The sequence below is a fragment of the Bradyrhizobium sp. UFLA05-108 genome (assembly GCF_059803455.1).
Window position 1 is genome coordinate 140401 of record NZ_JBANAZ010000006.1, and the last position, 13584, is coordinate 153984.

The 13584-nt window shown below is 62.1% G+C and carries 11 protein-coding genes and 1 tRNA gene; 3 read left to right on the forward strand and 9 right to left on the reverse strand.

The genetic code is table 11. The annotated features are described in order from the left end of the window. Window positions 1-94: 94 nt before the first annotated feature. Both SO140_RS06635 and SO140_RS06640 read right to left on the reverse strand, forming a co-directional pair. Complete coding sequence (locus SO140_RS06635; RefSeq protein WP_474800045.1) at window positions 95-916, reverse strand: class I SAM-dependent methyltransferase; 822 nt, start codon at window positions 914-916, stop codon at window positions 95-97. A 1333-nt stretch (window positions 917-2249) separates the two neighbouring features. Continuing rightward, the gene (locus tag SO140_RS06640) at window positions 2250-2486 is read right to left on the reverse strand and encodes a DUF6894 family protein (protein WP_449377641.1); all 237 of its coding nucleotides are present in this window, start codon (window positions 2484-2486) and stop codon (window positions 2250-2252) included. Window positions 2487-3718: 1232 nt separating this feature from the next. Here SO140_RS06640 and SO140_RS06645 point away from each other — a divergent pair. The 3 genes from SO140_RS06645 (at window position 3719) to SO140_RS06655 (ending at window position 5214) form a co-directional block, all read left to right on the forward strand. Then, window positions 3719-4522, forward strand: a complete 804-nt coding sequence (locus SO140_RS06645; RefSeq protein ID WP_498542387.1) for a hypothetical protein — start codon at window positions 3719-3721, stop codon at window positions 4520-4522. Between the two features lie 315 nt (window positions 4523-4837). Next, a complete protein-coding gene (locus SO140_RS06650; protein ID WP_449377639.1) occupies window positions 4838-4981 on the forward strand; it encodes a hypothetical protein in 144 nt (47 codons plus the stop codon). A gap of 11 nt (window positions 4982-4992) precedes the next feature. Then, complete coding sequence (locus SO140_RS06655; RefSeq protein WP_449377638.1) at window positions 4993-5214, forward strand: KH domain-containing protein; 222 nt, start codon at window positions 4993-4995, stop codon at window positions 5212-5214. A gap of 96 nt (window positions 5215-5310) precedes the next feature. On the opposite strand, the gene SO140_RS06660 is transcribed toward SO140_RS06655, so the two are convergent. The 7 genes from SO140_RS06660 to SO140_RS06690 all read right to left on the reverse strand — a co-directional run bounded on the left by SO140_RS06660 (window position 5311) and on the right by SO140_RS06690 (window position 13388). Then, window positions 5311-5387, reverse strand: a tRNA-Arg gene (locus SO140_RS06660). A 58-nt stretch (window positions 5388-5445) separates the two neighbouring features. Beyond that, window positions 5446-6501 (reverse strand): sensor domain-containing diguanylate cyclase, encoded by a 1056-nt coding sequence (locus tag SO140_RS06665; protein ID WP_449377598.1) that lies wholly within the window; start codon window positions 6499-6501, stop codon window positions 5446-5448. A 2-nt stretch (window positions 6502-6503) separates the two neighbouring features. Further along, the gene (locus tag SO140_RS06670; protein ID WP_449377597.1) at window positions 6504-9614 is read right to left on the reverse strand and encodes a bifunctional diguanylate cyclase/phosphodiesterase; all 3111 of its coding nucleotides are present in this window, start codon (window positions 9612-9614) and stop codon (window positions 6504-6506) included. 204 nt (window positions 9615-9818) lie between these two features. Beyond that, entirely contained in the window at window positions 9819-10889 is a 1071-nt protein-coding gene (locus tag SO140_RS06675) for a branched-chain amino acid ABC transporter permease (protein WP_449377596.1), read from the reverse strand. Continuing rightward, the gene (locus SO140_RS06680; RefSeq protein WP_449377595.1) at window positions 10886-11896 is read right to left on the reverse strand and encodes a branched-chain amino acid ABC transporter permease; all 1011 of its coding nucleotides are present in this window, start codon (window positions 11894-11896) and stop codon (window positions 10886-10888) included. The genes SO140_RS06675 and SO140_RS06680 overlap by 4 nt, the downstream gene beginning before the upstream one ends. Then, window positions 11893-12615 carry an ABC transporter ATP-binding protein gene (locus SO140_RS06685; protein ID WP_449377594.1) on the reverse strand — a complete coding sequence of 241 codons (723 nt, stop codon included), beginning with the start codon at window positions 12613-12615 and terminating at the stop codon, window positions 11893-11895. The genes SO140_RS06680 and SO140_RS06685 overlap by 4 nt, the downstream gene beginning before the upstream one ends. Next, complete coding sequence (locus SO140_RS06690) at window positions 12612-13388, reverse strand: ABC transporter ATP-binding protein (RefSeq protein WP_449377593.1); 777 nt, start codon at window positions 13386-13388, stop codon at window positions 12612-12614. The genes SO140_RS06685 and SO140_RS06690 overlap by 4 nt, the downstream gene beginning before the upstream one ends. Between the last annotated feature and the right edge of the window lie 196 nt (window positions 13389-13584).

The window sequence follows — 13584 nt, forward strand, 5'->3', positions numbered from 1 at the left end:
TATAAATTTCGGCGCGTAGGCGTTTCCACTGGCCCAAACATCCTTGCGTTGCTTTGACATGTCGGCCGCTCACCAGCATGGATCGGGCGTGAAGTTAGCGATTGGCTATGATGATATTTGAATGCATTTCCCCGACCACCTTGCCCTCCCTTAAGAGGGGAGTCATTTCGTGCCGCACGCGGGCAAAGAAAGCTTCCTGAACGTCTTGGGGAAGTGCTGCAACACTCGGCGATATTGGCGTGGCAGCGAAGGATTGTACTGCTTGCTCCAACCCACCCTCCAACACCATGAGCAGCTTCGGCGTCAACAAACGGACTTGGCGGAAACCCGCATTTTCGGCTGCGGCCTTCAACGCCGTGCCGCTTGAGAAACTGAACGGTGCTGTCGCTAAATCGGCCAGCTCGGAGGGCACTGTGGCACGCAGGGCTGTATGGTACGCTACGAATATCGGATTGCGTTCAAGCTCCGCCCACACGGCCATTGCCGCACGTCCATTTGGCTTCAGTACTCGATGCATCTCTCTCAGGGCGGCCGGTCTATCAGGAAAGAACTGCAATCCCTGCTGGCACAACACCGCGTCGAACACGCCGGCCTCGGATGGCAGTTGCGTGGCCGGAGATTGCAGATATTCAATCAGGGCAGCATCTAGGAGCGGCGCTTTGCCCTTAGCGATGTCCAGCATTGGCTGTGCGATATCGATCGCCACGACGCGGCCCTTGGGCCCAACTCGTGCTGCAGCGAGTCGTGCAACCGTCCCGGGACCAGTGGCGATGTCCAGGACGGCCTCGCCACTTTGAAGATTGGCCTCATCGAGCAACAGTATTGCCCATGGCTCGAATAACCGCGGCACGAAGAACTCATCGTAAGCTTTCGGAACCGAGGAGCTCGTATACTGAAATCGCGTTGCATCTGACATTGGAAATCTCCGACCCTTACGGATCAAAGCCTGACCACAGAGGCTAACGCATTGCACCACAAGCTCCGCTGTTGGCCATCGTGTCATTTTGCCGCTACGTTTACTGTTTTTCGCTCGTCGGGAGGATCGCAATGCGTAAAGTGATTACGGTAGCCGTGATGACTGCCGCGCTCGTACTTGCAGCATGTGGCAGGGAGCCTGGACCGAAAGGTGATCCAGGACCGCAGGGGCCGGCCGGCCCGCAAGGTGCCCAAGGGATTCAGGGTGTGCCAGGTGCCCAAGGCCCAGCCGGCGCGCAGGGACCACAAGGACCCCAGGGACCGAAAGGTGACAAGGGCGACAAGGGCGATCCAGCGTCGTTCAATATCCGAACGGTGCAGACCGACGGCGCCGTCAACTGCGACAGCAACGAAACCCTTGTCTCCGTGTTCTGTCCAAGTGGAGGAACCGCGGACGGCGCGAAGTGCGGGACCCCGCCGACAATCGGTCTTTGCCTGAAAAAGTGAAACTCGAACAGGCCACCGTTCACGCGGGCGGGCCTGCTACACCGTTCGCTAGACTTCCCTACAAGCAACTGCGAAGTTTTCGCAGATTGACGCAAACGCTTGTTTCGCTTCAGCGGTCTCAAAGCAAAACCGCGTCCCAATGTCGCCGCGCTCAACCCACCAGTCGATCTTATTTCCTCGGGAAAGGCGGGATGCCTCTCCGCGCAGTTGATCTAGTTGACTTCCGACGGCTCGCACAATCAAGCAATTCGTTTTGGCCATGGGAGCTCCCTGGGAAGAGAAGAAAAAGAAGCAAGTGTAGAGAGCATCCTAGGTTCCTAGAGCTGTGCTGACCGCATCGAAAACTGAACTTGGAGGATTTGAAATTTAATGTGGGTTGTGTGCGTTAGTGAACTCTCCAGACCTGGCGAGGCGGGGTAGTCTCAATTTGCGGGGCTCTCCGCGCGGGCCCTGCCTTGGACCAGTCGGCAGAGTCAGCGTGTTTGATGATGATGATTAATGACGCACTTCTCGATGAGTTGAGGCAGGTAGAGCGTGAGGTAGTTGGGTGCGAGCGGCGCTTAGCAGAGCAAGAGGCGCTGCTAGTTAGTCTGAAACGACAGAATCAAGATACCTGCTACGCTGAGGCTGAATTGGAGGCGTTGCGTGAGAGCCAGCGGCGGCGCCAGCAAGACCGCCATCGCATCCTCTTGATGCTGCAACCCTAGGCCCTGGGTTCGCGGGTTCGGCATGGTCCCGTTCGCGTGCGCCTCCAGTCAGCCGCCCTCGACCGCTATCTGTTGCCGGCGCCGAATCCGCGTCATGGGCGGGATGCCTTCGGATTTTCACTAGTTCTTCAACCGGTTCGCTCCGAATACGAGGGCGATTTGAAAAACCGGTCCAACCTCTGTGCGGACTTCGATAGCGATGTCCTGCTGATCGCGCATACCGAGCGGATCCTTCGCCATGTCAGCCAACGTATTAACCGCCTCCCGCTCGGCGGATCTTTGATTCGCCAGTTCTAGGCCTTCTTCGTCCGGATAAAGCGCGGCTCCGTCCCTGATGTCGAAAAAATAACGGATCACAGCTGTGCCTCCAGCCGCAATTCAACGCTCGCAACACTTCACTGTTCCTCGGTGCCTTAAGAGATCGCGGGTCTATGAGTCCTTCACGTTGGCGACCGTATCCGGTTTGGTCATGCGTATCAAAAATGAATATACCTCGCAGTTTCACGACCTGTACTGCTTAAACGTAGGTGCCCTCAGATCTCGCGCCCCATCGCGGGGTGGCTCCGGTTCTTCACCTTGATCCAGTGCTTCTGCCAGCCGTCGCGCCGTCGGTAACCCCCTGCACGACGGCAGTCTTGATGAAAGGCGCGTTGTGCACGGCCTTGGGCAGCTTGGCGATGTACTCGCATCGCGCAGCGTGACCAGCTTGCGCCCGGCTAACCTCGATCGGATCTTCGAAAGGCCAGCAACCTCACAGAGGTGCGTCCAAGAGTCACGCTAGACCCAATTACCACTTTTTCCCAAGGTGTCCTGCTAGTTTGATCTGGTCGGATGGCGGGCTTACGGACTGTCATTCGATGTTATGGCAATACTTAAGTCCTCGTGCCCCCGCCTTCGGACGCATTTCGTGCAGTTCTTCCCTAACTCGGAGGCGGGTTTCTTTTTCATTCCGATTGATGTCCCGCGGCGTCGACCTTCAGGAGCCGGACATAGGTCCCGCTCTCGTGCAGCTCGAGCCAACCGCGTTCGACCGCGTGTTTGATCCCGGCGCCAAACTCGGGCCCGTTGGCCTTAAGCGTAGAGAAACGGCGCGTTGATCTTCCCGAGATGGGATGTGGCCGTCCTGGACGGCTTCGATGCCGGCGGCAAGCTCGACGGGCTTGCCGGCAGCGGCTTCCGGGTTGGCGAAGGGACGTTCAGCAGGAAGCTTCGGGTGTGATCTCTCCTAATGACGAAACCGGTGTTATGCTCCCACCGGGGACCAATCTGATTGTCCGTGAGGTTTCAGCTGGGGCTTTTCCTGACAATCCCACGGCTGCGCTCTGGGTGCGGGCGGTACTTGCTAGTGCTCCATAATCGCCCCGGTCGGACATCCGATCTCGCGCATTTCGCCCAGGGTGATCTTTCGATGCCACATCCCGCGATCAAAGCGGCATTGCAAATATGGCGCAAATTATCGATTACTAGCGACGTGGAGCGCCTTCAAGCTACTGCCGGTCGTGGGTGAGAGAGGCCTTGGAGCCGCAAAACGCGGGCTCTAAGTCAACTTTAGCTTCAGAACTGAGTTTTTCACATCAATGCAAATTGCCATGACGCCTCGCTCTCTGATTTGGCCCTTGTTTGCTCTTGTAATGGGCTTCGCGCTCGGCGGAAGCGTCTTTTGGGGAGTCTATGGACCCAATACAACGGAAAAGCAGGCGAACCCCGTTTACGAACAGAAGTTCGCCGAAGCTGATCTCGAGAAAGGAGCCGTGCTCGGGGGAAAAAGGCCTGATCTGATCAGAGAAGCCACGCCGGAAGGAGACGAATATTGGCCGGCCATCTACGGCTATCGCCTCAAGGTAAGCGATACGCTATTGGTCGGCTTCACGTTCCTGCTGTTCCTGGCGACTGTGGCGTTATGGCTAGCCACGCGCGCCTTGGTCAAAAGTGCAGATCGGAACGCCGGATTGCAATTGCGGGCCTATGTCTCCGTCCAAAATTGCCGGACAGAAGAGTACGAAGTCGGCAAGCCGGTCTCTATCTCTGTCGTTGCCAAGAACAGTGGCCAGACGCCCTCGCATAGCACGACGTTTGTGGCAGCCCTCAAATATCGCCTCAAGAGCGACAAACGGCCCCTCACGCTCAAACAGTCTGGGCCCAGGTCGAGCTCCTCTCTCGGCAGCGGGGCTGTCGAGAGCATAAAACTGATTTCAACCGAGCCTCTGACACAGGAACAGGCGATGGCGATCGCCAAGGGTGACGCGCGGATTATCGTTCACGGTCAAATCCGGTATTTGACCGTCTTCGGAGATGAGGCCGAGACCTTGTTCGGATTCCATTTTGACGATGGCTGCGTCCGAAGGGGTGACAAGATCCTGCATGTCACCTCCGAGGGAAATTCTGCAACCTGAGCCGTGCGCGAGGGGCTTCGCGGCTGGCTCGGGGCGGCCGCGATCTATTGCGTTTCGTGGGTGTTGAAAACCCTCCCAACCAAGATCGGGCTGATGCCAAGTGAGGTCGGTCGGCGCGGGGCACTCACGTCCCTGTGACGCCCCGGACTGCGCGGGAGCGTATTGTTCAGGTGGTAGCGCTATTGATTCGAGTACATGGACATGTCGATCAGACAGCGTACTGGTAGCCCATTAGCGCCCGTCATTCTCGGCACCGCCTTCAGCGCCTAGCTTGCCGGCAGCCATTTCGAGTATCTTTAGCCGCCTGTGAAGCAGATGGCGCAGATCGCCGTCACAGCCGGCAGCACCGGCTTGCTAAGCCCCGGCAGTATCGCCCTGAGCGTGAACCCGATCACCTTCGCCGTCGCGGCGCCGAAGCCGCCGATCGTGCCGGTCGGCGATCAATACAGCCAAAGCTGAGGAGCGACGCGATGGAAGCCTATGGTGTTGTTCTTCACCCTGAAACCGGCGAGGCAATCGGATCGGTCAAGGATGGTAAGCTCATCGGCAAGAACGGCGAGACTTACCGCGTCGAGGGCGACGCAATCCTCTCTGCAACCGGCGAAGTGCTTGGTTATCTGTCCGCCTTTGTCGGCAAGGCTCATGCCTCGGCCGATCTCGCGAACAAGCTGTTCGGTCGCGTTCAGCCTTGAGATAACCGGAATCGTTAAAGGCTAGTGCGGCCGTTCGGCTTGCTTACCCGGGCTCACCTTCGAAACGGCGAAAATCGTACAACTGCTTGAACTTGCTGGCGCACCCGACACGATTCGAACGTGTGACCTTTGCCTTCGGAGGGCAACGCTCTATCCAGCTGAGCTACGGGTGCAGCGAGGCCCCATTTAGCTGATTGGCGCGGGGTCGGCAACCTCCGCTCGACGCCCTTGTCAGCTCCGGCTGGACCGGCGCGCTGCCAGGGCCGGAACCTCCCGAATCCCGCGATCGAGGCGGGCGAATTCGGCCAACATGGCTTCGGCGGAGATGACACGGTTGCGGCCGAGCCGTTTGGCGGCGTAGAGCGCCTGGTCGGCTGCTCCGAGCAATCGGTCCGGGCGGTCGTCGTGTTCGCCGGGGACGTGGCTTGCGACGCCGACGCTGAGCGTGACGTGGTCGCCGGCGCCCTCCGCGCCATGCGTGATCCGCAAGTCCATGACCGCGCAGCGGATCTGCTCGGCGAGGGTGCAGGCGGCCTCGCAATTCATCTCGGGGAGGATCATCGCGAACTCCTCGCCGCCATAGCGCGTCGCAAGGTCCAGCGGGCGCGCAGCGTGGCTGCGGACGACGTTGGCGACCGCGCGCAGGCATTCGTCGCCGGTCTGGTGGCCGTGCAGGTCGTTGAACAGCTTGAAATGGTCGACGTCGACGAACAGCAGCGAGAGCGGCAGCTGCGTCCGCTGCGCGCGCGACCATTCGGTCATCAGCATCTGGTCGAAGGAGCGGCGGTTGGAGAGCCCGGTCAGCCCATCCTTGCTGGCGAGCTCCTTGAGGGCCATCTCGGCGCGCTTCTGGTCGGTCAGGTCGCGCAAGGTCTCGACCACCGCGATCAGATTGCCGGCCTCGTCGTGGATCGGGCCAGCATCGATCGCAAGATAGAGCTGGTTGCCGAGCTTCGGCATCATGCACCAGTTCTCGGCGCCGAAGCCGAGCCCGTTGTGACCGCGCGCGGTGTATTCGGAATAAAGCTCCGGCAGCTGCTCGGGCAGGTCGAGCGCGACGAGATCGGCAAGACAATAGCGCTTCGTCTCGTAGAAGGCCTGCCAGTGCTTGCTCGTGCCCATCACTTCGGAGGCGGCAACCCCGGTCAGGCGCTCGCAGGCTCTGTTCCAGATCACGACGCGGCGCTTGGGGTCGATCACGAAGGTCGGGACCACCAGATGCTGCATCAGCCGCACGGCATAGGAATGCGCGACGTCTAACTGTTTGGGGCGGGCGGGCTTCGCCATCTTCAGGCCACCGCCTGCACTTGCGCGCTGCTCGGCCTGAACAGTTTTCGCACATCGTTCGCGGCCTTCGGCGCGCTGAACAGATAGCCCTGCATCTCCGTGCAGCCGAGGGCGCGCAGCATATCGCGCTGCGCCTCGGTCTCGACGCCTTCGGCGACGGTGGTCATGTTGCTGGCGCCGGCGATGTTGACCACGGCCTGAACGATGACGGGTGCGCCGCTGGTCTCAGCGATGTCGGCGACGAAGCAGCGGTCGATCTTGATCTTGTCGAACGGGAAGCGCTTCAGATAGCTCAGCGACGAATAGCCGGTGCCGAAATCGTCGAGCGCGATGCGCACGCCGATCGAGCGGAGCTGATGCAGGATCGAGAGCGCGGCCTCGTCGTCGCGGATCAGCACGGCCTCGGTGATCTCGAGCTCGAGGCGGCAGGGATCGAGACCGGACGCGGCGAGCGCGCCGGCAATCTTCAGAGCCAGTGTCTCGCACTTGAGCTGCACCGGCGAGACGTTGACCGCAAGCCGCACATGGCGGGGCCAGCTTGCGGCCTCGGCACAGGCCGTGCGCAGCACCCAGTCGCCGAGCTCGTTGATCAGGCCGGTGTCCTCAGCCACGGGAATGAACTCGGCCGGCGAGACCATGCCGCGTTCGGGGTGGCGCCAGCGGAGCAGCGCCTCGCAGCCGGAGACCTCGCCGGAGCGCAGATTGACCAGCGGCTGATAGTGAAGCTCGAAGCCGCCGTCGACCAGGGCCTGACGCAGGTCCTGCTCCATCGCAAGGCGTGCCTTGGCACACGCATCCATCGCCGGCACGAAGAAGCGATAGGTGCGGCGTCCCTCCGCCTTGGCGCCGTACATCGCGAGGTCGGCATTCTTGATCAGCTGGTCGAGATCGATGCCGTCCTGCGGCGCCAGCGCGATGCCGATCGAGGCATCGGTCGAGAGCTGATGGCCGAGACAATGGTAGGGCCGGCGGATCGCCTCGTGGATCCGCGTCACGAACGCGAGCACGTCGGCGGATGTCTCGATCCTGGTCTGGATCACCGCGAACTCGTCGCCGCCGAGCCGCGCGATCAGGTCGCCCGGCTTGAGACAGGCGCGGATGCGGGCCGCGACCGCCTTCAACAGCTCGTCGCCGACATGATGGCCGAGTGAATCGTTGATGCCCTTGAACTCGTCGACGTCGATGTAAAGCAGCGCGAACTGCTGGCCGCTCGCGACCTTCTCGAGCTCGCGCTCGATCTGCTCGCGGAACAGCACGCGGTTCGGCAGGTCGGTCAGCGCGTCGTAATGCGCCATATGCGCGATCTTCTCGTCGGCGCGGCGCCGCTCGGTCACGTCCTCGATGACGTTGATGATGTAGCGCGGCTCGCCGGCCTTGTCGCGAATGCCGATGCGCTTGGAGATGACATGGCGGCGGCCGCCGGTGCGCGTTTCCCAGGCCCGCTCGTCCACGAGCAGCTCGTCGGGCGATCGCAGCAGGCGGTCGTCGTCGCAAGTGACGGTCTTGGCGTCCCGCTCCGGAATAATGTCGAAGGCGGTCTTGCCGACGATCGACGCGCCGGATTCACCGAACACGTCATCGGCAATCCGGTTGACCAGCAGATATTGTCGCGTGCGCGCGTCCTTCACCGTGATCTGCGACGGGATGTGGTCGATGATCTCGCGCAGGAAAGTGTAGTTACGGTCGCGCTCCTGCTCGAGATTGCGTCGCTCGGTGATCTCCTCGATCGTGGCGACCCATCCGCCCTGTGCGAGCGGCGTATCGATGATCTGGAAGGCGCGCCCATCGGGCAGCTCCGTCACTTTTGTCGAGACCTTGCCCTCGGCGACGATCCGCATCACGCCGGCGCAGAATTCGATGACGTCGCCGTCGAATAGCCCCATCTCCTTGCAGTGGTACATTGCGTCTTGGATGTGGCAGCCGGGCTTGATGACGTCCGGGGACAGGCCGAACAGGTCGGTATAGCGCCGGTTGCAGGTGACGATGTGTCCGGTGGCGTCGTAGAGGACCAGGCCCTGCGACATGTTATTCAGCGCAGTGTCGAGCCGCAGTCGTTCCGACTCGATTCGCGCTTGCGCCTCGCGACTCTGGCGACTGATCTGGCGGATGATGAGATAGAGGATGAGTGCAATGATCGTCGCCACCAGCGTGGCCGCGATGATCATGAAACGGGTTTGCTCGCGCCAGTCCGCAAGCGCCGATTCCATCGTATTGGTCGCGATGATGATGATCGGGAAATGCACGAGCGGCGCACCGGCACCCAGCCGCCCCTGACCGTCGATCGGACTCTTCTCGATCCGCACCGTCTGCCGGCCACCCTTGGTCGCAATCTTCTGCAACAACGGTGCGTTGGCGTAACTTTTTCCGATCAGCTCATCGATGTGCGGGTAGCGTGCCAGCATCGCGCCGCGGCGGTCGAACAGCGAGATGGCTGCGCCCTTGCCGAGCGCAACGGAGGAGAAATATTTCTGATAGCTCTCAGGATCGATCCGGCGCAGCATGACGCCGAGGAATTCGCCCTGCGGGCTCGTCAGCCGGCGTGCCACCACCGTGGTCCACCTGCCGATGAGAAGGCTGCGCACGGTTTCCAGCAGCACCGGCTCGGATTGCGGATCGGATTTGAAGGTCTGGAAATAGGCCCGTGAGGAGATGTTGATCTTCGGCAACGGCTCGTGTCGCGACCAGTTGATGATGTTGCCGTCGGTGTCGTAGATCGCGATATCGCCGAGATAGTTCACGGCGCTGATCTTGTTCGTAAGCATGCGATGGGCTTCATCGCTCGACATGCGCTCGCGGAACATCTCGGGCGAGGAGATGTCTGGCAGGTTCATCTGCGCGATCAGATCGGCGGCGACAGTCTCGGCATCCTCGAACTGCTGATCGAAATGGCGAGTCAGCAAGAGCACCGTGTTTTCCAGCTCGCGCTCGTTGTTGACGAGGGCGCGTTCGCGGAAGTCGCCGATCGCCATGGTGGTGACGACGAAAATGCCGGCCACCAGCAGGGCGCCGCTCAGCGTCAGCCACAGCACGGGTCCGCGCCGTATGGCAGCGTTCCAGCCGCCCCTGGCGGCCGCGGATATTCTGCTCGTGATCGTGGACGACATCCGGCGCATTCCCCCTCCCTAGGGGAAGAGGCTTACTATGCACAGATGGCCCAAACCTTAGGAAAGCCGGTTACCCAAGCTTTAATCGGTTACCACAAGGCCATTAGGCCGGTCTGGCAAGCGATGAATCGTGCTGCGTCGTCTCAAGGTTGTGTATTGCACAGATGAAGGGGCGGGCGCCGCATCGTTAATGACGGCTTAACGCGTGAGGCGTCACGTCTTCTTGGCGCCGGCATTGCGCAGACGTCCGACCACGCCGGTCGGAAAGAAGTAGACGCTGGCAATGAAGAGCAGTCCGAGCCACAGCAGCCAGCGATCCGGGTGCAACAGGCCTGGCAGCAGCGGCAGGCCGGCGTCGGCTGCTGCCTTCGAGGCAACGCCCATCAACGATTGCAGATAGTTCTGCGCAAGGATGAAGATCGTCGCGCCGATGATCGCGCCGTAGATCGTGCCCATGCCGCCGATCACGACCATCAGGAGAATATCCAGCATGATCGAGAAGCTCAGCGAGGTGTCGGGGCCGGCGTAGCGTAGCCACAGAGCGTTGAGGATGCCGGCGCTGGCGGCAACCAGCGCAGCCAGGCAATTGGCATAGGTGAGGTGGAATACGGTGCGGTAGCCGAGTGCCTCGGCGCGAAACCGGTTCTCGCGGATCGCCTGGAGCACGCGGCCGAACGGAGAGTTCACGACTCGCAGCAGCGCGAGGATCATCAGGGCCGACGCAACGAAGACGAGATAGAAGGTCAGGGTCCGGCCGTTGAACTCGAAACCTGCAAGGCTCTTTGGGATCAGCACGGTGCCAGGCCGCAGTAGCTCCGGCAGTTGAAAGCTCCGCCCGTCCTCGCCGCCGGTCAGCCAGGAGAGCTGCGAGGCCAACACCTGGAAAGCGGAGGCGACCGCAAGCGTGATCATTGCAAAGAAGATCGCCGCGACCCTAAGCGAGAACAGCCCGATCGCAAGCGCCAGCAGCGCCGCAAGGGGCAGGCCGATGACGATGCCGGTTGCCACCGCACCCCAATTGGGCCCCATCGAATAGAGCGCGATCGCGATCGCGTAGCTACCGATGCCGTAGAACATGGTGTGGGCGAACGACACCGTGCCGGTGTAGCCGAGCAGGAGGTCATAGGAGGCGACCAGCGCAGCGAAGATGCAGATCTTGGCCGCCACGTTCATCGCCTTGGCGCCCGGAAACAAATAGGGCGTTGCCGCCAGCGCCAGGATGATGACGAGGAGAGTGAGGGTGAGAACGCGGCTCCGCGGCGGGTCGCCTGACAGGATCATCATCGGCTGGTCACCGCATAGAGGCCGCGCGGCCGCCACATCAGAACGGCGACCATCAGTAGGATGTTAGAGACGAGTGCGAGTTTCGGCACCAGGAAGCCGCCGTAATTTGCGACCATGGCGACCAGAAGTGCGCCGATGAAGCAGCCGCCGATCGAACCTAACCCGCCAATGATGACGACAATGAAGATCAGCACGGTGAGGTCGTCGCTCATGGAGGCGTGAACCTGCTCGCGATAGAGCGCCCACATCACGCCGCCGAGGCCGGCGAGGGCCGATCCCGTCATGAACACGCCGAGGAACAGGCGGCGGATACGATAGCCGAGCGCCTCCACCATCTCGCGGTTCTCGACGCCGGCGCGGATCAGGAGCCCGAGCTTGCTGCGGTTGAGCACGAGCTGGATCGCGATGAAGACGACGAGGCCGACCAGCATCGCAAGCAGGCGGTATTTCGCGATCGCGACGTCGCCGATGATGAAGGAGCCGCGTAGCGAGGTCGGCAGCGGCAGCGGGATGATCTGCGGGCCCCACACGGCATAAAGCGTCTGCTCGGCGACGATCAGGCCGCCGGTCGTCATCAAAATCTGCTTCAGGTGCTGGCCGTAGACGGGGAGGATCAGCACGCGTTCGACGACGAGGCCGAGCGCGCCGGACACCGCCATCGAGAGCAGCGCGGCCGGCGCAAGCACCGCAAGGTTTAGCCAGAGCGAATCCGCCTGCATCGCGGCCGCGAACGGCAGCAGGATCAGGGTCGCCACATAGGCGCCGACCGCGATGAAGGCGCCGTGGCCGAAATTGAGCACGTCCATCAGGCCGAACACCAGCGTGAGCCCCGAGGCCATGATGAAGATCATCATGCCCATGGCGAGGCTCGCGGCAGTCAGAGTGAGCCAGGAGCTGGTCGAGCCGACGAAGGGAATCACGGCGAGTGCGAGCGCAATCGGCAGCAGGATCGGCGCGATGTCGCGTTTCGGCTTCGGCAGCGGATCGGTTGCGGCAAGGTCGGTCATTGATGTGCCTCTAGGCTCAGGCCGAGCAGCCGCTCCTGGAGCGGCACGTCGGCGGCGAGCGCCGCCATCTCGCCGCGATGGACGATTTTGCCGTTGTCCATGACCAGCACGCTGTCGCCGAGCTCGCGGGCGGCAAAGAAGTTCTGTTCGACCAGGAGAATCGTCGCGCCCTTGCGCTTGATCTCCTTCAGGCACTCGATCAGCGCCATGACGATCGCGGGCGCCAGCCCCTTGGTCGGCTCGTCGATCAGCAAGAGCTTGCGCGGCTCGATGATGGCCCGCGCAATCGAGAGCATCTGCTTCTGCCCGCCGGAGAGACTGCCGGCGCGCGACAGCCAGAAGCGGCGCAGCGCCGGGAAGAAGCCAAAAATCCAATCGAGCTGGGCGTCGTCGAGCGGGCCGTCGCGCGCCGCCAGCACCAGGTTCTCCCTCACCGTGAGGTCGGAGAACACCGCCATGCTCTCCGGTACGTAGCCGACGCCGAGCCGGGCGATGTCGGGCGTGGCGCGGCCCTCGATGCGCGCGCCGGCGAGGCTGATCTCGCCGCTGGAGGCCTGCCACAGGCCCATGATGGTGCGCAGCGTCGTGGTCTTGCCGGCGCCGTTGCGCCCGAGCAGCATGGTGGTCTGCCCCTGAGGGACCACGAGGTCGATGCCCTGGAGGATGTGATAGCGGCCGATATGGGTGTGCACGCCGGACAGTGTCAGTAGGTCGGTCATGCTGCGCCCTCTGCAGCTTTCTTGGGTGCGACGCCGAGATAGGCTTCCTGCACGATGGGGGAAGCGATCACCTCGGCCGGCGGACCATCGGCAACGAGTTGTCCGTTGTGCAGCACGATGATGCGGTCGGCGAGCGAACGCACCACGTCCATCTTGTGCTCGACCAGGAGGATGATCTTGCTGCTGTCCTGCTTGAGCTGTGCGATGAGATTGAGAACGACGGGCACCTCGTCGATGCTCATGCCTGCGGTCGGCTCGTCGAACATGAACACTTTCGGCTCCAGCGCGATCATCAGCGCGACCTCGAGCTTGCGCTGGTCGCCGTGCGACAGTGCGGTCGCGGCGACGCCGCGGCGGCCGCCGAGCGCGACCTGATCGAGGATGCCGTCCGCGCGCGTGATCAGGTCACGCCGCACCATCCAGGGCCGCAGCATCTCGTAATGCGTGCCGTTCGCCGCCTGCACGGCGAGGCGGACATTCTCTTCCACCGTCAGGTTCGGAAACAGGTTTGTGAGCTGGAACGCGCGGCCGAGGCCGGCGCGGGTGCGCAGCGGCGCGGAATGCTCGGTGATGTCGGTACCGTCGAACAAAATGCTGCCGCTCGTCGCGCGCAACTGGCCCGAGATCAGGTTGAAATAGGTGGTCTTGCCGGCGCCGTTCGGTCCGACGATGGCGGTGAGCTCGCCCGGGCGGAAGCTACAGGTGACGTTGTTGACCGCGACATGGCCGCCGAAGCGGATGGTGAGGTCGCGGGTTTCAAGGGTCAGCGTCATTGGCAGTCTGGCGAATGATGAGATGAGGATCTAACCGCGGATCATACTGCGCACCCTCCCCCGCTTGCGGGGGAGGCATAGGCGGCCTGCGGCCGCCGTTCTAGAAAAGGACGCCGATGCGGAGCGTCGGCTACGGGAGAGGGTGTCTCCGCAGGCGAGAACCCCCAAGAGGAAAGAGCCCCCACCCGGCCTCCCC